This window comes from Enterobacter cloacae complex sp. I3, assembly GCF_014896175.1.
Classification (GTDB): domain Bacteria; phylum Pseudomonadota; class Gammaproteobacteria; order Enterobacterales; family Enterobacteriaceae; genus Enterobacter; species Enterobacter bugandensis.
In genome coordinates, this window is sequence record NZ_JADBQZ010000005.1 from 23,551 (window position 1) to 42,137 (window position 18,587).

At 56.8% G+C, this 18,587-nt stretch carries 16 protein-coding genes; 9 read left to right on the top strand and 7 right to left on the bottom strand.

Annotated elements, in window-relative coordinates; translation table 11 throughout:
• Nucleotides 1-35 precede the first annotated feature (35 nt).
• Together aat and infA are read left to right on the top strand one after the other, a co-directional pair.
• Nucleotides 36-740: a leucyl/phenylalanyl-tRNA--protein transferase gene (aat, locus tag IM271_RS04795; protein WP_041910636.1), complete on the top strand. Its 705-nt coding sequence runs from the start codon at nt 36-38 to the stop codon at nt 738-740.
• Between the two features lie 284 nt (nt 741-1,024).
• A complete protein-coding gene (gene infA / locus IM271_RS04800; protein WP_002211347.1) occupies nt 1,025-1,243 on the top strand; it encodes a translation initiation factor IF-1 in 219 nt (72 codons plus the stop codon).
• 70 nt (nt 1,244-1,313) lie between these two features.
• Here infA and IM271_RS04805 read toward each other — a convergent pair whose 3' ends face one another.
• The 3 genes from IM271_RS04805 to clpS all read right to left on the bottom strand — a co-directional run bounded on the left by IM271_RS04805 (nt 1,314) and on the right by clpS (nt 4,705).
• Entirely contained in the window at nt 1,314-1,763 is a 450-nt protein-coding gene (locus tag IM271_RS04805; RefSeq protein WP_193052241.1) for a hypothetical protein, read from the bottom strand.
• Nucleotides 1,764-2,077: 314 nt separating this feature from the next.
• Nucleotides 2,078-4,357 (bottom strand): ATP-dependent Clp protease ATP-binding subunit ClpA, encoded by a 2,280-nt coding sequence (clpA, locus tag IM271_RS04810; protein ID WP_028012550.1) that lies wholly within the window; start codon nt 4,355-4,357, stop codon nt 2,078-2,080.
• A 27-nt stretch (nt 4,358-4,384) separates the two neighbouring features.
• Nucleotides 4,385-4,705 (bottom strand): ATP-dependent Clp protease adapter ClpS, encoded by a 321-nt coding sequence (gene clpS / locus IM271_RS04815; RefSeq protein ID WP_006174393.1) that lies wholly within the window; start codon nt 4,703-4,705, stop codon nt 4,385-4,387.
• 267 nt (nt 4,706-4,972) lie between these two features.
• On the opposite strand from clpS, the gene cspD reads away from it, so the two are divergent.
• Nucleotides 4,973-5,194 carry a cold shock-like protein CspD gene (gene cspD / locus IM271_RS04820; RefSeq protein WP_006809408.1) on the top strand — a complete coding sequence of 74 codons (222 nt, stop codon included), beginning with the start codon at nt 4,973-4,975 and terminating at the stop codon, nt 5,192-5,194.
• A gap of 70 nt (nt 5,195-5,264) precedes the next feature.
• On the opposite strand, the gene macB is transcribed toward cspD, so the two are convergent.
• Both macB and macA read right to left on the bottom strand, forming a co-directional pair.
• Nucleotides 5,265-7,205, bottom strand: coding sequence for a macrolide ABC transporter ATP-binding protein/permease MacB (macB, locus tag IM271_RS04825; protein ID WP_045630015.1), 1,941 nt, complete (start codon nt 7,203-7,205; stop codon nt 5,265-5,267).
• The gene (gene macA / locus IM271_RS04830; RefSeq protein ID WP_041910641.1) at nt 7,202-8,317 is read right to left on the bottom strand and encodes a macrolide transporter subunit MacA; all 1,116 of its coding nucleotides are present in this window, start codon (nt 8,315-8,317) and stop codon (nt 7,202-7,204) included. Before macA ends, macB begins: the two co-directional genes overlap by 4 nt.
• A 159-nt stretch (nt 8,318-8,476) precedes the next feature.
• On the opposite strand from macA, the gene IM271_RS04835 reads away from it, so the two are divergent.
• Nucleotides 8,477-9,433: a VirK/YbjX family protein gene (locus IM271_RS04835; protein WP_193050398.1), complete on the top strand. Its 957-nt coding sequence runs from the start codon at nt 8,477-8,479 to the stop codon at nt 9,431-9,433.
• Here the strand turns inward: IM271_RS04835 and IM271_RS04840 are convergent.
• Nucleotides 9,430-11,088, bottom strand: coding sequence for an ATP-dependent endonuclease (locus IM271_RS04840; RefSeq protein ID WP_041910643.1), 1,659 nt, complete (start codon nt 11,086-11,088; stop codon nt 9,430-9,432). The two genes, IM271_RS04835 and IM271_RS04840, sit on opposite strands and share 4 nt — an antisense overlap.
• 291 nt (nt 11,089-11,379) lie before the next feature.
• Here IM271_RS04840 and aqpZ point away from each other — a divergent pair, with 291 nt between their 5' ends.
• The 4 genes from aqpZ (at nt 11,380) to hcr (ending at nt 15,932) form a co-directional block, all read left to right on the top strand.
• Nucleotides 11,380-12,075 carry an aquaporin Z gene (aqpZ, locus tag IM271_RS04845; RefSeq protein WP_028012545.1) on the top strand — a complete coding sequence of 232 codons (696 nt, stop codon included), beginning with the start codon at nt 11,380-11,382 and terminating at the stop codon, nt 12,073-12,075.
• Nucleotides 12,076-12,256: 181 nt separating this feature from the next.
• Nucleotides 12,257-13,156 (top strand): lysine exporter LysO family protein, encoded by a 900-nt coding sequence (locus IM271_RS04850; protein ID WP_193052242.1) that lies wholly within the window; start codon nt 12,257-12,259, stop codon nt 13,154-13,156.
• Between the two features lie 144 nt (nt 13,157-13,300).
• The gene (hcp, locus tag IM271_RS04855; RefSeq protein ID WP_048999359.1) at nt 13,301-14,953 is read left to right on the top strand and encodes a hydroxylamine reductase; all 1,653 of its coding nucleotides are present in this window, start codon (nt 13,301-13,303) and stop codon (nt 14,951-14,953) included.
• Nucleotides 14,954-14,963: 10 nt separating this feature from the next.
• Nucleotides 14,964-15,932, top strand: a complete 969-nt coding sequence (gene hcr, locus IM271_RS04860; protein ID WP_163333968.1) for an NADH oxidoreductase — start codon at nt 14,964-14,966, stop codon at nt 15,930-15,932.
• A 336-nt stretch (nt 15,933-16,268) separates the two neighbouring features.
• On the opposite strand, the gene IM271_RS04865 is transcribed toward hcr, so the two are convergent.
• Nucleotides 16,269-16,703 carry a DoxX family protein gene (locus IM271_RS04865; protein ID WP_193052243.1) on the bottom strand — a complete coding sequence of 145 codons (435 nt, stop codon included), beginning with the start codon at nt 16,701-16,703 and terminating at the stop codon, nt 16,269-16,271.
• A 151-nt stretch (nt 16,704-16,854) separates the two neighbouring features.
• Between IM271_RS04865 and poxB the strand changes: the two genes are divergently transcribed.
• Nucleotides 16,855-18,573 carry a ubiquinone-dependent pyruvate dehydrogenase gene (poxB, locus tag IM271_RS04870; RefSeq protein ID WP_193052244.1) on the top strand — a complete coding sequence of 573 codons (1,719 nt, stop codon included), beginning with the start codon at nt 16,855-16,857 and terminating at the stop codon, nt 18,571-18,573.
• Nucleotides 18,574-18,587: the final 14 nt, after the last annotated feature.

An 18,587-nucleotide genomic window follows, 5' to 3' on the forward strand; every position in this document is an offset into this window, starting at 1 on the left:
TAGCGTCCTCACTCGCGTACTGGAGTTTTGCTGTCATGCGCCTGGTCCAGCTTTCTCGTCATAACATCGCGTTTCCTTCGCCGGAGGGAGCGCTGCGTGAGCCCAACGGGCTGCTGGCCCTTGGCGGTGACCTTAGCCCTGCGCGGCTATTAATGGCCTACCAGCGCGGCATCTTCCCGTGGTTTTCTCCCGGCGACCCGATTTTATGGTGGTCTCCCGACCCGCGCGCCGTGCTGTGGCCAGCGCAGTTCCATCTGAGCCGCAGCATGAAGCGTTTCCATGCTAAATCCCCGTATCGCGTCACGCTGAATCACGCCTTTGGGCAGGTGATCGAAGGCTGTGCCGAAGATCGCCATGAAGGGACGTGGATCACCCGCGATATCGTCAACGCCTACCACCAGCTCCATGAGCTTGGCTACGCCCACTCCATTGAGGTCTGGGAAAAGGGGGAACTGGTTGGCGGCATGTACGGCGTGGCGCAAGGGACGCTGTTTTGCGGCGAATCGATGTTCTCCCGTGCGGTCAACGCCTCGAAAACCGCGCTGCTGGTCTTCTGCGAGGCCTTTGCCCAGCGCGGCGGACGCCTGATCGATTGTCAGGTACTCAACGAGCACACGGCCTCTCTCGGTGCAGTTGACATCCCGCGACGACAGTATATCGAGCATCTTGACGCCTGCCGTCAGGAGAAGCTCCCGCGCGACTTCTGGATCCCCAGAACGCTCTTTATGCCCAATGCTTAAATGTTTTCCGCATATTTTTTGTGAGGGTGTTATAATTATGCCGCAGAGTAGCTTCTGCCTGTTGCCCCGCCGCCGTTTGGGACCCTCGCTTCAGATAACGTCCTGACGTTTATCCTGTTGTCTCCCCTTTACGAATGCGCTTCCTGTTCGGTTGTACCGTGACGCTTGGGCAATGCGCCGAAACTGTTTTGCTGCGTTTTAATCGCGCAATTCTTTACTTAATTGATGAATTTCGGCATTATCTTGCCGGTTCAAAACTTGGTAGTGATACCCCAGAGGATTAGATGGCCAAAGAAGACAATATTGAAATGCAGGGTACCGTACTTGATACGTTGCCTAATACCATGTTTCGCGTAGAGCTGGAAAACGGTCACGTGGTAACTGCGCACATCTCCGGTAAAATGCGCAAAAACTACATCCGCATTTTGACGGGCGACAAAGTGACTGTTGAACTGACCCCGTACGACCTGAGCAAAGGCCGCATTGTCTTCCGTAGTCGCTAATTTTTTCGCCTGTAATGGCAGATGAATATATAAAAGGTCGGGTTAATCCCGGCCTTTTTTATTTATGGCGTTAGTGTTGCTGCGTCGGAAGATGTATTGTCATCCATGGTTGTACAGGAGCGATTAAATCCCCCGCCATAGAATGAGCCATGTCATGGAGTAATCCCGTCAGGTGCGGCAGCATATCACGGTCAAAATGCGACACCAGCAGCACATGATTCAACGCCCGGCAGTAGTCACATTTCGTTTCTGTATCTTCAAGCAACCACTCTTTTTGTCGCGGTTGTTCCGCTTCTTCCTCAAATTCCACCACCTGAAAATCACGCATGGATTCTGTAAGGCCGGATTTCACCTCTTCCAGGTAGGCTCCGAGACAACGGCAAACGGGCTGCGTTTGCGGAAGTGATTTGCAATCCAGCAGGATTTCGGTGAGCAGTTGGCAGCGCTCTGCAAGGGTTGGGAGATCGGGGTTGAGGGAGAGTTCGGTGTAGAGTTGGGCGAAGCTATTAATATTAGTCATATGTGATCCTTTATGCACGCAAGATTATCTGTGCACACACTTTCAGGACGCCAATCCCGGCACCTAATTTTTGCAGGTGCGCCGCCATTTTATTACTGTGGATTTATCCAGCAACCAACGTCGAACAAAACTGGAAAGCGCCTCGCAAAATTTCGCTGCGGCCTGTTCCCCTCACCCTACCCCTCTCCCTAAAGGGGCGAGGGAACTGTTCAGTGCATACACTATTTTGTGTGAAACCCTCAGCCACAGCGAAAGGAAAAAAGCAGGCATAAAAAAACCGGGCTATAGCCCGGTTTTTAGACCTACGTAAGAAATCAGTGAGCCGCTTCCGGCTTGTGCTTCGCCGCACTCTGGAAATCGTACGTCAGCTCGTTCTTCGCCTGATCCAGCGCCACGGTCACCTGACCGCCGTCCACCAGCGAGCCAAACAGCAGCTCGTTCGCCAGCGGTTTCTTCAGGTTGTCCTGAATCACGCGCGCCATCGGACGGGCCCCCATCGCGCGGTCGTAGCCTTTCTCGGCCAGCCAGTTGCGGGCCTCCTGGCTCACTTCCAGCGACACGCCTTTCTGATCCAGCTGAACCTGCAGCTCGACGATGAACTTATCCACCACCTGATGGATCACCTCGGTAGACAGGTGATCGAACCAGATAATGTTGTCCAGACGGTTACGGAACTCCGGCGTGAAGATCTTCTTGATCTCCTCCATCGCATCGGTGCTGTTATCCTGGTGGATCAGGCCGATGGATTTGCGCTCGGTTTCACGTACCCCGGCGTTAGTGGTCATCACCAGCACCACGTTGCGGAAGTCCGCCTTGCGCCCGTTGTTATCGGTCAGCGTCCCGTTGTCCATCACCTGCAACAGGATGTTGAACACGTCCGGATGCGCTTTCTCGATTTCATCGAGCAGCAGGACCGCATGCGGATGCTTGATCACCGCGTCAGTGAGCAGGCCGCCCTGGTCAAAGCCCACGTAGCCCGGAGGTGCACCAATCAAACGGCTGACGGTATGACGCTCCATATACTCGGACATATCAAAGCGCAGCAGCTCAATGCCCAGCGCTTTGGAGAGCTGAACCGTCACCTCGGTTTTCCCCACGCCGGTCGGGCCGGCAAACAGGAAGGAACCAACGGGCTTGTGGTCATGCCCCAGTCCGGCACGGGCCATCTTGATCGCTTCGGTTAAGGCCTCAATGGCTTTATCCTGACCAAAGACCAGCATTTTAAGGCGATTGCCGAGGGTGCGCAGCGTATCGCGATCGCTCTGAGAAACGCTCTTCTCAGGAATACGCGCGATGCGGGCGACCACGGACTCGATATCCGCCACGTTAACGGTTTTCTTACGCTTGCTGGCCGGCATCAGGCGCGCACGCGCCCCGGCCTCATCAATCACGTCAATCGCCTTATCCGGCAGGTGACGGTCGTTGATGTATTTCACCGCCAGCTCCACCGCCGCACGCACCGCTTTCGCGGTGTAACGCACGTCGTGGTGCGCTTCGTACTTCGTTTTCAGGCCGTTGATGATCTGCACCGTTTCGTCAACCGACGGCTCGGTGACGTCGATTTTCTGGAAACGACGCGCCAGCGCGCGATCTTTCTCAAAAATATTGCTGAACTCCTGGTACGTCGTGGAGCCCATCACGCGGATCTTGCCGCTTGAAAGCAGCGGTTTGATCAGGTTTGCCGCATCCACCTGGCCACCGGAAGCCGCACCTGCGCCGATGATGGTGTGGATCTCATCGATAAACAGGATGCTGTTGGTGTCCTGCTCCAGCTGTTTTAACAGCGCCTTGAAGCGTTTTTCAAAATCACCGCGGTATTTAGTGCCCGCCAGCAGCGAGCCAATATCCAGCGAGTAGATGGTGCAGTCGGCAATCACTTCCGGCACGTCGCCCTGCACAATGCGCCAGGCAAGCCCTTCGGCAATCGCCGTTTTACCCACGCCTGACTCGCCCACCAGCAGCGGGTTGTTCTTGCGGCGACGGCACAGCACCTGGATCGCACGCTCCAGCTCTTTATCGCGGCCAATCAGCGGGTCGATGCCGCCAACGCGAGCAAGCTGATTAAGGTTGGTGGTGAAGTTTTCCATACGATCCTCCCCGCCTGCTTGCTCTTCATTGTTATTGACCTGATTGCTGGAATCCGATGCCTGGTTAGGCTCGTCTTTGCGCGTTCCGTGAGAAATAAAGTTAACCACGTCGAGGCGGCTGACTTCGTGTTTGCGCAGCAGGTAGGCAGCCTGTGACTCCTGCTCGCTGAAGATGGCGACTAAGACGTTTGCGCCAGTCACTTCGCTACGTCCGGAAGACTGGACGTGGAATACCGCGCGCTGCAGCACGCGCTGGAAGCTGAGCGTCGGCTGCGTGTCGCGCTCTTCTTCACTGGCTGGCAGCACCGGTGTGGTTTGTTCGATGAAGGCTTCGAGTTCCTGACGTAGCGCCACCAGATCCACGGAGCAGGCTTCCAGCGCTTCGCGGGCAGATGGGTTGCTAAGCAGTGCGAGCAGTAAATGCTCGACGGTCATAAACTCATGTCGGTGCTCACGCGCTCTGGCGAAAGCCATGTTTAAACTGAGTTCCAGTTCTTGATTGAGCATAGGCACCTCCCCCAATTTTATGCCTTATCAGGCCTTTTCCAGCGTACACAGCAACGGATGCTCGTTCTCCCTCGCATAGTCGTTCACCATCGCCACTTTGGTTTCCGCCACTTCGGCGGTAAAAATGCCGCAGATAGCTTTGCCACGATAATGAACGGTAAGCATCAGTTGCGTTGCACGTTCTACATCATAAGAAAAGAACTTTTGTAGCACGTCAATAACAAATTCCATCGGCGTGTAATCATCGTTCATTAACATAACTTTATACATAGATGGCGGTTTTAGCGCGTCGCGCACTTTATCTTCCGCCAGCTGGTCAAAATCCAGCCAGTCGTTGGTCTTACCCATTTTGCATAACCACTTTGAATCTACCTCAGATGTTAGATAACAATCATCTATTACTGTCATCCGCGATGTCTGTCACAAACTGTTGCAATAGCGTTAACTGCTTCAAACTTTGGTTGATTATTGTCCCAACTCCAGCGCCAAATGCTTGACGACGTCTTTCGTTTATCTAAATTGTACAAGCGTGAGATGGCGAGGTTTTGAACAGCCCCCACTCCACCACCGGTTCATTCCATCTTAATTTATAAGATTTACGAAGGATGTCGAAGCATGGAAATGGGTACTGTTAAGTGGTTCAACAACGCCAAGGGGTTTGGCTTCATTTGCCCTGAAGGCGGCGGCGAAGATATCTTCGCTCACTATTCCACCATTCAGATGGATGGTTACAGGACGCTCAAAGCCGGGCAGTCCGTCCGGTTCGATGTACACCAGGGACCAAAAGGCAATCATGCAAGCCTAATCGTACCCGTTGAAGCAGAAACGGTTGCATAGCTCTCTGTTTTATTGTGTACATCACGCAGTCAAAATGCCAGCCCGATCGGCTGGCATTTTTATTTTCGGGTTATTCCCGAGCCAGCGCGTCCACCGGATCCAGCCGCGCCGCGTTGCGCGCAGGCAGCCAGCCAAACAAAATCCCGGTAAAGGTGGAACACAAAAACGCGGTGAGTATCGCCATCGGCGAGAAGCCAATCTCCCAGCCGGGTAAAAAGAGCTGGAGCGCAAAGGCAATCATCATCGAGAGCGCAATGCCCATCGCGCCGCCCACCAGGCATACCAGCACCGCTTCAATTAAAAACTGCTGCAGCACGTCGCTGGCCCTGGCCCCGACCGCCATGCGGATGCCAATCTCCCGGGTGCGTTCAGTTACCGACACCAGCATGATATTCATCACCCCGATACCGCCAACGACCAGCGAGATCACCGCCACCAGCGTCAGGAACAGCTGAAGAGTACGTGTGGTCTTTTCCGCCGTTTTCAAGAGGCCGTCCATATTCCAGGTGAAGAAATCCTTCTTCCCGTGGCGCAACGTTAACAGCCGTTCCAGCTGCTGTTCCGCCAGCGCGCTGTCGTAGCCCTCCTTCACGCGCACGGTGATGGAGTTAAGCCACGACTGGCCCATAATCCGCCCGGAGATGGTCGTATACGGCAGCCAGACGCGCAGGATTTTGCTGCTGCCGAACATCGACTGCTTCTCTTCCGCCACGCCAATGACCGTGGCAGGCATGTTGCCGACGAGGATCACTTCGCCCACCACGTTCGCTTTATTGGGGAAGAGCTGCCTGCGCGAGTTGGCGTCCAGCACCACCACCTGCGCCCTCCCCGCCAGCTGCTCGGCGTTGAAGGTGGCGCCTTCGCTGAAGGTCATGCCGTAGACGTTGAAGTAGTCGCCGCTCACGCCGTTGGCGCTGGCCGCCACGTCGATATTGCCGTAGCGCAGACGGAGGTTTTGCGAGACCGCAGGCGTGGCGGAGTTCACCCACGGCTGCTTCTGAATCGCCGCCAGATCGTCATACTTGAGCGCCTGCTGATACTGCGGCTCGTCGTCGCCGAAGTCTTTGCCGGGATAAACGTCAATGGTATTGGTCCCGATGGCGCGGATATCCGCCAGCACCAGCTGCTTGGCCGCGTCGCCCACCACCACAATCGACACCACCGAGGCAATACCGATAATGATGCCAAGCATGGTCAGCAGGGTGCGCATTTTGTTGGCCGCCATCGCCAGCCAGGCCATGGTCAGCGCTTCACGAAAGCCGCTGGAGAACTGCGCCCAGCCGGTCGACGCAGGCAGCGCTTCCTTCGGTGCCGCCGCGCGGGACTCACGCGGCGGCGGGTTGCTCACCAGCTCGCCGTCGTGGATCTCTATAATGCGTTCGGCCTGCGCCGCTACCTGCGGATCGTGGGTCACGATAATCACCGTGTGGCCCTGATCGCGCAGCTGGTGCAGGATCGCCATCACCTCTTCGCCGGAGTGGCTGTCGAGCGCCCCGGTCGGTTCATCCGCGAGGATCACCTGCCCGCCGTTCATCAGCGCGCGGGCAATACTCACGCGCTGCTGCTGGCCGCCGGACAACTGCGACGGCTGGTACTCCACCCGCTCCGCCAGCCCCAGACGCGTTAACAGCGCCTTCGCGCGCTCAAGGCGTTTCTTCCGCTCAACGCCCGCATACACCGCGGGAACCTCCACGTTCTGCGCCGCGCTCAGGTGAGAGAGCAAGTGGTAACGCTGGAAGATAAAGCCAAAGTGTTCCCGGCGCAGCTTCGCCAGCGCGTCGCCGTCGAGCGTGGAGATATCGGTTCCGGCCACGCGATAGGTACCGCTGGTGGGTTTATCCAGACAGCCGAGAATGTTCATCAGCGTCGATTTACCGGAACCCGACGCGCCTACAATCGCTACCATCTCGCCCGCCTCCACGCTCAGGGAGATGCCTTTCAGCACCTCCACCGGGCCGTCGCCGGACGGATAGCTGCGGCGAATGTCCTTCAGCTCAAGCAGCGCGGTCATTTAGCGGCTCCGGGCAGGCTTTCGCTGACAACAACCTCCTCGCCCTCTTCCAGCCCTTTCTCCACCACCACGTCAGTGTCGTTGCGCGCGCCAATCACCACCTCGCGCTCGCGCGTTTCACCGTTGCGCAGCACTTTCACCTTGTAGCGATTGTCCCCGGCGGATTCACCCAGCGCGGAGAGCGGAACGGTCAGCACGTTCTTCACGCCGGTCAGCTGGATGTGCACCTGCGCGGTCATGTCCAGGCGCAGCACGCCCTTCGGGTTTGGCACTTCAAAACGCGCATAGTAGAAAATGGCGTCGTTAACCTTTTCCGGCGTCGGCAGAATGTCTTTCAGCACGCCTTCGTAGCGGGTCTGCGGATCGCCGAGTACGGTAAACCAGGCATTCTGCCCCGGCTTAAGATGGATCACGTCCGCCTCGGAGACCTGGGCCTTCACCAGCATGGTGCTCATGTCCGCCAGCGTCAGAATGTTTGGCGCCTGCTGGGCGGCAATCACCGTCTGGCCCTGCAGCGTGGTAATTTGCGTCACTTCCCCGGCCATCGGCGCGACGATCTTTGTGTAATCAAGATTGGTTTTCGCCGTATCCAGCGAGGCCTGATTACGCTTGATTTGCGCGTCGATCGTGCCAATCTGCGCCTGTTTCACCGCCAGTTCAGTCGCGGCGGTGTCTAAATCCTGTTTCGAGATAGCCTGGGTTTTCGCCAGCGCCTGCTGGCGGGTCAGCGTCACCTGCGCCAGGTTACGCTCTGCCTGCGCCTGCGCGCGCTGCGCGCGCAGCTCCATCAGCGTCGCTTCCACTTCGCGGATCTGGTTCTCAGCCTGCTCGGGATCGATAACGCCAAGCAGCTGGCCTTTTTTCACCTTGTCGCCAATCTCTACCGACAGCGTTTTCAGCTGGCCGCTGACCTGAGCGCCGACGTCAACTTTGCGCAGCGCGTCAAGTTTGCCCGTCGCAAGGACATTTTGCTGCAGTTCACCCGGACGAACGATCAGCGTCTGGTACTGCGGCACAGGCGCGTTAAGCACCTGCCATAACCAGAATCCACCGGCTACAATCACCAGCGCCAGCAGCAGAAACAGCGTTCTGCGTTTTCCCTTGAGGTTCATAAATATTCCAAATAAATGTTCTGGCAATAATAAACGTTGATTCTATCTAAACGACTCCTTAACGAAACCCCTGTTCTCCGAAATCACCCTAATTTGTTTACAAGACGTTGATATTTCCCCTGCTGAAATAGCGGTATTCCAAAAGACTCAGGATTTATCATGTCTTCTATCGTCGATACACCTCTTCCAAACCTGACGCAGCCGACATCCGGCTGGCAGCTCTTCAAAAACCTGGCGTTCGGCAAGATCGCGCCCGGCCTTGCATGGCAGAACCCCGCCTATCGCCGTAAGTTCATGCTGCGTTCTCTGGCGACGCCCGTGAGCACGTCTCGCCTGTTAACAAACCTCGCTAAGCAGCCGCGTCTGATGCAGATGCTGCAGGTGCAGCCCGGTCTGCCGTGTCGGCTGCATCGTCCCTGGCTGACGGTGAAGATGAATCGCCAGCACGCGCTGGAATCCCTGAACTGGCACTATCAGGCCATGAGCCGCCAGCTCCCGACCACGCTCCTGAAGGGCTATCTTTCGACGCAGGGGACTACACTGCTGACCTTAACCGGGAAAGATGAACAGCAATTTACCGTCCGCCTGTGTGCCGATGCGTTCCTGGATAAAGAGGGAGAGGCCACCCTCACCTTCTGCGACGTTCAGAATACGGTGCTGGCGGAGCTAACCTTTACGCTCTGCCAGTTTGAAGGAAAATCGACGCTGTTCATCGGCGGTTTGCAGGGGGCGAAAGCGCATGTTCCCCATGAGCTGATCCAGAAAGCGACGAAGGCCTGCCACGGTCTGTTCCCGAAACGCCTGCTGGTTGAAGCCGCCATGACGTTCGGAGCCGCATTCCCGGTCGCGCAGATTGTTGCCGTCAGTAATGCCACCCATATTTATCGCAGCTGGCGCTACCGCAAGAAAAAAGAGGGAAAACTGCTGGCCGATTACGACGGCTTCTGGAGTTCCCTCGGTGGGGAAAAACAGGAGAGCGGCCACTTTATGCTGCCGCTTGCCATGCCGCGTAAACCCGTAGAAGAGATCGCGAGCAAAAAACGCGCCGAATACCGTCGCCGCTACGCGCTGCTGGATAGCCTGATTCAGCAGGTGAAACAGGCGACCGAACGTTAATCCGCCCTTCCGCGTGCCAGCCACAGCACGCGGGAGAACATTTTCCGCAGCAGGGTCGGAACCGCCTCTACGCCCCGCCTTCCCGCTTCCGTCGCCACTTCAATGGCTAAGTCCGGTTTCGACGAACGGTGAATAGCTTTGGCGATCACGCGCCGCATGTTCATCGGGACGTCGACCGGCACCATCGCAATGCGGTGGAATACGTCGTCAAAGCCCTGACGGTACATAAAATGCTCCATGTCCATCGCGGGCAGCATCGTTAAATGATCCCGTTCTTCTTCCCGCTCGTTGTTCAGCAGGCTGCGCACGGTTGAGGCATATTTTTTCCCCGCTTCGTCGCCGTCCACCAGCACATGCCATTCAATTCCCATTCGGCGGGCAAATTTTATCAGCGGTTTTAATCCCGACTGGGCAAATTCGATCACCTTAATACCTTCGGCATCAAAATGGTGGCCGCACTGGCGCGCCAGTTCGTTGATGACCCAGGTCTCCGTTTCCCCCTCCACCAGCAGCCAGCAGCGGGCGAAGAGCGACGAGGCGCGATTAAAGCGTATATGAAACGCGATTCGCCGCCCGTCTTCGGCGTTCATCCCGCCGGGCCCGAGGCGGTACGCGGATACGCGGGAGGACTCGCGCACCAGACGGCAAATGTGCTCCACCGGCGTCAGCGATAGCAGCTCACCGGAGTTGGTGGTGGTAATCCGCTGGAGCGGCAGCAGATTCAGCAGGTGCCACGCCACGGAGAGCATGATGGGGTGCAGGCGCGTTTCCGGATCTTCCACCAGCAGCAGCGGGCGGGCATCCCGGTCAAGACGCACGGTGCCCTTCGCCTGCAGAAGCGTTGAAAACAGCCCCAGCAAAATCACCCGATGGGTACGCCCGCCGGGCCGGTCGATCATCCGGTTGATGATGTCGAGATAGCGCCAGCTGCGCTGTTCATCATGAGAACGGCGGCGCATCAAACGATGGCGCGACTCCGAGGTGCCCTGCTCGGAAAAATAGTGCTCCAGCAGTTGCACCATCGCCGACAGCCCCTGACGAATTTGACCATCGGTGAGGTTTTGCGGACGCGACACCAGCTCTCGCGCCAGGAAATCCAGCTCGCGGGCGGTGACTTCCACCTCCGGCATATTCGGTACGGTGCCGTTACGAATACGGCGCATAAAGCGCGCATCGCGCAGGCGTAACACCGGCGTCAGGCGGATAAGGTGACGCGCCAGATCGTCGATATTCTCCAGCGGAATCGGGTTGGCTTTCTCATCGAGGAATTCACGCAGGGTCAGTACCCCCTCGTTTTCCGCCATCTCACCTTCCAGCCGATAGAAAATCCGGTGGAAACCGTCGTCGCAGGGCACCCAGCAGGGCGACAGCGGGCGGAAGCGACGCACGCGGTGACGGCCGGGTTCAGATTCACGGAACGTCAGGATGATATGCAGGTGCTTCTCGCGGCCCGCGATATCGCCGGGCGGGAACCAGAAATCATCGTGGACGAAGTGATACAGCTTGTCTTCGGGTGAAAGCAGCAGCGTCAGCGCATCAAGCAGGCTGGACTTACCCCACGCGTTCTCGCCGATCAGGACGTTGTTCTGCTCCAGCTGCAGCGACAGGCGGTTAATACCGCGAAACCCGACAATTTCCACACGTTCGAGAAGCATAAATCCCCCGCGAAATGATCACTTTTTCCTTTAAGTTATCAGCAGTATAGCGGCAGGAACCCTGGCACGACAGCAGAACATTCACCCTTGCGGGATTTGAACTATGCTCTATTTACCGCTGATTTGAACAAGGATTGACATCACATTGCCTTAAATCAAATTAACCGAATTTATTTAAGTGGCGAAGGGATGTTGTTGGTTTTTAAAATACGGGCTCTTTGAGTCGTCATCCCTTTATGGCGATATATCCCGCGCGCGGGAAAACGCGTGGAAAATTATTTTGAGGTGGTTATGTTTAGAAAATTGGCAGCAGAATGCTTTGGTACATTCTGGCTGGTATTTGGTGGCTGCGGTAGCGCCGTTCTGGCAGCAGCATTCCCGGAATTAGGTATTGGTTTTGTCGGCGTCGCGCTGGCCTTTGGCTTAACCGTATTAACCATGGCTTTCGCCGTGGGGCATATTTCCGGCGGTCATTTTAACCCGGCGGTGACATTAGGCTTATGGGCGGGCGGGCGTTTCCCGGCGAAAGAGGTTATTGGCTACATCGTGGCGCAGGTGGTTGGTGGTATTATTGCGGCGGGCGTGCTGTACGTCATTGCCAGCGGTAAAGCAGGTTTTGACGCGGCGGCCAGCGGCTTCGCCTCTAACGGCTTCGGCGAACACTCTCCGGGCGGTTATTCCATGCTTTCTGCCATTGTAATTGAAATTGTACTGACCGCAGGCTTCCTGTTGGTGATCCACGGTGCAACCGACAAACACGCGCCTGCAGGCTTCGCGCCCATCGCCATTGGTCTGGCGCTGACGCTGATCCACCTGATCTCCATTCCGGTGACCAACACCTCCGTTAACCCGGCGCGCAGCACCGCCGTCGCCATTTTCCAGGGCGGCTGGGCGCTTGAGCAGCTGTGGCTGTTCTGGGTGATGCCGATCGTCGGCGGTATTCTGGGCGGCGTGCTGTACCGCACTCTGCTGGAAAAACGCGATTAATCTTTCCCTCCCTCTCCCCGTGGGAGAGGGCCGGGGTGAGGGCAACAGGCCGCCCCCCCACATAGACACAAGCCGGGTAAGGCGCAGCCGCCACCCGGCTTTTTTATTGCTCCTTTACCTGACAGCCTTTATTGGGTAGTGTCTCTGGCGCTTAACAGAAACTCAAAAGGACCGGCTGTTCATGTTTTCAGGACTCCTCATTATTCTGCTGCCCCTGATTGTGGGCTATCTTATTCCGCTGCGTCATGAATCGGCCTTAAAGCTTATTAACCGTTTTCTCAGCTGGATTGTTTACGTCATTCTGTTCTTTATGGGGATAAGCCTGGCCTTCCTGGATAATCTGGCGACAAATTTACTTTCCATCCTGCATTATTCTGCGGTCACCGTGGTGGTTATTTTGCTGTGCAATATTGCCGCCCTGCTGTGGCTGGAACGCACTATTCCGTGGAAAAATAATCACCACCAGGAAAAGCTTCCCTCCCGAATTGCAATGGCGCTGGAATCATTAAAGCTCTGCGGCGTCGTGGTGCTTGGATTTCTTCTGGGCCTTACCGGATGGACATTTTTGCAGCACGCGACGGACGCCAGCGAATATACCCTGACCTTCCTGCTGTTCCTGATTGGTATTCAGCTGCGAAATAATGGTATGACGCTGAAACAGATCGTCCTGAACCGTCGGGGAATGATCGTTGCCGTTATGGTTGTCGTCAGCTCAATGGTCGCGGGCGTGATTAATGCCTTTATTCTCGATCTGCCGCTGAAAACCGGCCTGGCGATGGCCTCCGGGTTTGGCTGGTACTCCCTCTCCGGTATTCTGCTGACCGAATCCTTCGGCCCGGTGATCGGCAGCGCTGCCTTCTTTAACGATCTGGCTCGAGAGCTGATTGCCATCATGCTGATCCCGGGTCTGGTTCGCCGCAGCCGCTCGACGGCACTGGGCCTGTGCGGCGCCACGTCGATGGACTTTACCCTGCCGGTCCTCCAGCGTTCTGGCGGGCTGGAGATGGTGCCCGCAGCCATCGTTCACGGCTTTATTTTGAGCCTGCTGGTTCCCGTCCTGATGGCGTTTTTCTCTGCCTGATATCTCTGTGGCGGTAGGGCTCCTGCCGCCAAAATTGCGCTAAATCAATCTCCCTCTATTTTGTCGCAGAAAGCTCTTTTCACCGTTCTGGCACAGGCATACCCTTAAACATGTATATTAAATATAACTTTTACAGGTGTGATTATGTTTTGTGTGCAATGTGAACAAACCATCCGTACCCCGGCAGGCAACGGCTGCTCTTACGCGCAGGGTATGTGCGGTAAAACCGCAGAAACATCAGACCTGCAGGATCTGCTGATAGCCGCCCTGCATGGTCTTTCCGCCTGGGCCTTCAAAGCCCGTGAATACGGCATCGTCGACCATTACGTCGACAGCTTCGCGCCGCGCGCGTTTTTCTCCACGCTGACTAACGTCAACTTCGATTCTCCGCGCATCGTCGGCTATGCCCGCGAAGCGATTGCCCTGCGCGAAGCTTTGAAAGCGCAGTGCCTGAATGCCGATACCAGTGCCCGCGTGGACAACCCAATGGCGGAGCTTCAGCTGGTGAGCGACGACCTGGGCGAGCTACAGCGCCAGGCCGCAGAATTTACCCCTAATAAGGACAAAGCGGCGATTGGCGAGAACATCCTTGGCCTGCGTCTGCTGTGCCTGTACGGCCTGAAAGGTGCAGCGGCCTATATGGAACACGCGCACGTTCTCGGGAAGTCAGATAACGACATTTACGCCCAGTACCACAAAATTATGGCGTGGCTCGGCACCTGGCCTTCCGACATGAACGCCCTGCTCGAGTGCGCAATGGAAATCGGCCAGATGAACTTCAAGGTCATGAGCATTCTGGATGCCGGTGAAACCAGCACTTACGGTCATCCGACCCCGACGCAGGTCAACGTCAAAGCGACCGAAGGCAAATGCATCCTGATTTCCGGCCACGACCTGAAAGATCTCTACAACCTGCTGAAGCAGACCGAAGGCACCGGCGTTAACGTCTATACCCACGGCGAAATGCTGCCCGCCCACGGCTACCCGGAACTGCGCAAGTTCAAGCATCTGGTGGGTAACTACGGCAGCGGCTGGCAAAATCAGCAGGTAGAGTTCGCCCGCTTCCCTGGCCCTATCGTGATGACCTCAAACTGCATCATCGACCCTACCGTGGGCGCGTATGACGACCGCATCTGGACCCGCAGCATCGTCGGCTGGCCGGGCGTGAGCCACCTTGAAGGCGACGATTTCGGTCCGGTTATCGAGCAGGCGCAGCAGATGGCGGGCTTCCCGTACAGCGAAATCGAACATCTGATCACCGTTGGCTTCGGTCGCGAAACGCTGCTGGGTGCGGCAGATTCTCTGATTGACCTCGTCAGCCGTGAAAAGCTGCGCCACATCTTCCTCGTTGGGGGATGCGACGGCGCGCGCGGCGAGCGTAACTACTTCACCGATTTCGCCACCAGCGTGCCGGATGATTGCCTGATCCTGACCCTGGCGTGCGGTAAATACCGTTTCAACAAGCTGGACTTCGGCAACATCGAAGGCCTGCCGCGCCTGATTGATGCAGGCCAGTGCAATGATGCTTACTCGGCCATCATTCTGGCGGTCACGCTGGCGGAAAAACTCGGCTGCGGCGTCAACGATCTGCCGCTGTCCCTGGTGCTCTCCTGGTTCGAGCAGAAAGCGATTGTCATCCTGCTGACCCTGCTCTCTTTGGGCGTAACCAACATCGTGACCGGCCCGACGGCGCCAGGCTTCCTGACGCCGGACCTGCTGGCGGTGCTGAACGAGAAATTCGGTCTGCGTTCCGTGACCAATGTTGAAGATGATATGAAGCAACTGCTGAGCGCGTAAGGAGCGATTCATGACCATGCCAACCTCACAATGTCCGTGGCGGATGCAGGTTCATCACATCCATCAGGAGACGCCGGATGTGTGGACGCTGTCGCTGCTCTGCCACGACTACTATCCGTACCGTGCGGGCCAGTATGCGCTGGTCAGCGTTCGCAACTCGGCGGACACGCTTCGCGCCTATACGATCTCCTCCACGCCGGGCGTGAGCGAGTACATTACGCTCACTATCCGCCGCATTGATGACGGTGCAGGCTCCCAGTGGCTGACCCGTGACGTGAAGCGCGGAGATTACATCTGGCTGTCTGACGCGCAGGGGGATTTCACCTGTGACGACAAGGCAGACGATAAATTCCTTCTGCTGGCGGCGGGCTGTGGCGTAACGCCGATCATGTCGATGCGCCGCTGGCTGGCGAAGAACCGCCCGCAGGCCGACGTGCAGACAATCTTCAGCGTGCGCTCTCCGGAAGATGTGATTTTTGCCGATGAGTGGCGTGATTATCCGGTGACGCTGGTGGCGGAACACAACGCGACCCACGGTTTTGTGCCCGGTCGCCTGAGCCGCGAGTTGCTGCAAAGCGTGCCGGATATTGCGAACCGTACCGTGATGACCTGCGGCCCGGCGCCGTACATGGATATCGTGGAGAAAGAAGTTAGAGCGCTTGGCGTGACCCGCTTCTTCAAAGAGCAGTTCTTCACGCCGGTGGCGGAAGCGGCAACCAGCGGGATTCAGTTCACCAAACTGCAGCCCGCACAGACCTTCTTTGGCCGCGTGGGCACCACGCTGCTGGAAGCGCTGGAAAGCAACAAGGTGCCGGTAGTCGCGGCCTGCCGTGCGGGCGTGTGCGGCTGCTGTAAAACGAAAGTGGTTTCCGGGGAATATACCGTCACCAGCACCATGACGCTGTCCGACGCGGAAATTGCCGAGGGTTACGTGCTGGCGTGCTCGTGCCATCCGCAGGGGGATTTGGTCCTCGCATAAGCAATAAACGTTCGATCGTAGGCCCGGTAAGCGCTAGCGCCACCGGGCTTTTTTGCCGGGTGGCACTGCGTTTACCCGGCCTACGTTGTGCATGCTGCCTGTACGGCAGTGAACGACAACCTGAATGGCCCGTAAATCCCAATTCATTTCTAAGCTGCCTGTACGGCAGTAAACTGGAACAATCTACACCTATCACCTTGTCAGATAAAGAATTCCCCTAAAAAATACCCCTTAAACCCTTTTTTCATCACAAATAATTCCGCTTAATAAAATCAAACACTTAAAAACCACCAATAAAAAAGGGTCCAGAGACCCTTATATTTTTAGCACCCAGCTTTATTGCCACGCAGGCGCTTTCCCTAACGCAAACCGCCCTGCACCTAAACACGCCACCGCCAGCGAGCCAACAAAGAAGTACACCAGACTTTCAATCGCCCATGCCCCAACCTTATCGAGCGCGAACGTTTCACCCATTCCCACCATCAGCCATGCCACGATCATCGTAAACGCCAGCACCAGCGCGGCCGGGCGCGTAAAGAGCCCGACAATAATCAGGATCGGTGCCACCACTTCGCCAATCAACACGCCGTAGGCAATAAATCCCGGCAGCCCTTTCTCTACCAGCATGCCGCTGATAAAGCCCACCCCACCAAACAGCTTATGCAAACCGTGAAAAAGCATCAGCCCACCGACGGCAAGTCGTAACAAGAGTTTGCCAAGATCGTCGCACGATAGCTTTTCATTAACAGCAATTAACAATGTTTTAACCATTTGAAATGATTCCTGTTTTCACTGAGGCATTACCAGATTATGCCGAAGCGTGGCGCGTGAAAAGCACCTTTTAAATGGGGGGATTTGACGGGCAATACAGTGACTTTCTTCTAAGCTTGTAAGCGATATCACAAAAAGGAGACGGACAACCATGAAACAAACCGTGGCTGCATATATAGCGAAAACGCTCGAACAGGCTGGCATAAAACGTATCTGGGGCGTGACCGGCGATTCCCTGAACGGGCTCAGCGACAGCCTGAACAAGATGAAAACCATCGAATGGATGCCGACCCGTCATGAGGAGGTCGCTGCCTTCGCCGCCGGTGCCGAAGCGCAGCTCACAGGAGAACTGGCCGTGTGTGCAGGCTCGTGCGGGCCTGGCAACCTGCATCTGATCAACGGCCTGTTCGACTGCCACCGTAACCACGTGCCGGTGCTGGCGATTGCCGCCCATATCCCCTCTTCCGAAATCGGCAGCGGCTATTTTCAGGAGACGCATCCGCAGGAGCTGTTCCGTGAATGCAGCCACTACTGTGAGCTGGTTTCATCCCCGGAGCAGATCCCGCAGGTGCTGGCGATCGCCATGCGCAAAGCCGTACTAAACCGTGGCGTTTCCGTGGTCGTTATCCCGGGAGACGTGGCGCTCAAGGCTGCGCCTGAAGGGGCCAGTACCCACTGGTATCACGCTCCGCAGCCGGTGGTAACGCCAGCCGAAGAGGAGCTGAAAAAGCTGGCGCAGCTGCTGCGCTACTCCAGCAATATCGCCCTGATGTGCGGCAGCGGCTGCGCGGGCGCGCATAAAGAGTTACTTGAGTTCGCCGGTAAGCTCAAAGCGCCCATCGTCCACGCCCTGCGCGGCAAAGAGCACGTCGAATACGATAACCCGTACGATGTGGGCATGACCGGGCTGATCGGTTTTTCTTCCGGCTTCCACACCATGATGAACGCCGACACGCTGATCCTGCTCGGCACCCAGTTCCCGTACCGCGCGTTCTATCCGACGGATGCCAAAATCATTCAGATTGATATCAACCCGGCCAGCATCGGCGCGCACAGCAAGGTCGATATGGCGCTTATCGGCGATATTAAATCCACCCTTGCCGCCCTGCTGCCGCTGCTGGAAGAGAAAACCGACCGCAAATTCCTTGATAAGGCGTTGAGCGACTACCGCGACGCGCGCAAGGGGCTGGACGACCTCGCCAAACCGAGCGACAAAGCCATTCATCCGCAGTATCTGGCGCAGCAGATCAGCCATTTTGCGGACGACGACGCTATTTTTACCTGCGACGTCGGCACGCCCACCGTCTGGGCGGCGCGCTACCTGAAGATGAACGGCAAACGTCGCCTGCTCGGCTCGTTCAACCACGGCTCGATGGCCAACGCCATGCCGCAGGCGCTGGGGGCAAAAGCGACGGCACCGGAGCGTCAGGTCGTGGCGATGTGCGGCGACGGCGGGTTCAGCATGCTGATGGGGGATTTCCTGTCGGTGGTGCAGATGAAGCTTCCGCTGAAAATCGTAGTCTTTAACAACAGCGTGCTGGGCTTCGTGGCGATGGAGATGAAGGCCGGCGGCTATCTGACAGATGGCACCGAGCTGCACGACACCAACTTTGCCCGCATCGCCGAAGCGTGCGGCATCACCGGCATCCGCGTGGAGAAAGCCTCAGAGGTGGATGAAGCCCTGCAGCGCGCCTTCTCCATCGACGGTCCGGTACTGGTTGACGTCGTCGTCGCCAAAGAAGAGCTGGCGATCCCGCCGCAGATCAAGCTGGAACAGGCCAAAGGTTTTAGCCTCTACATGCTGCGCGCCATCATCAGCGGGCGCGGTGACGAAGTGATCGAACTGGCAAAAACCAACTGGCTCAGGTAAAACGTTTCGCATGA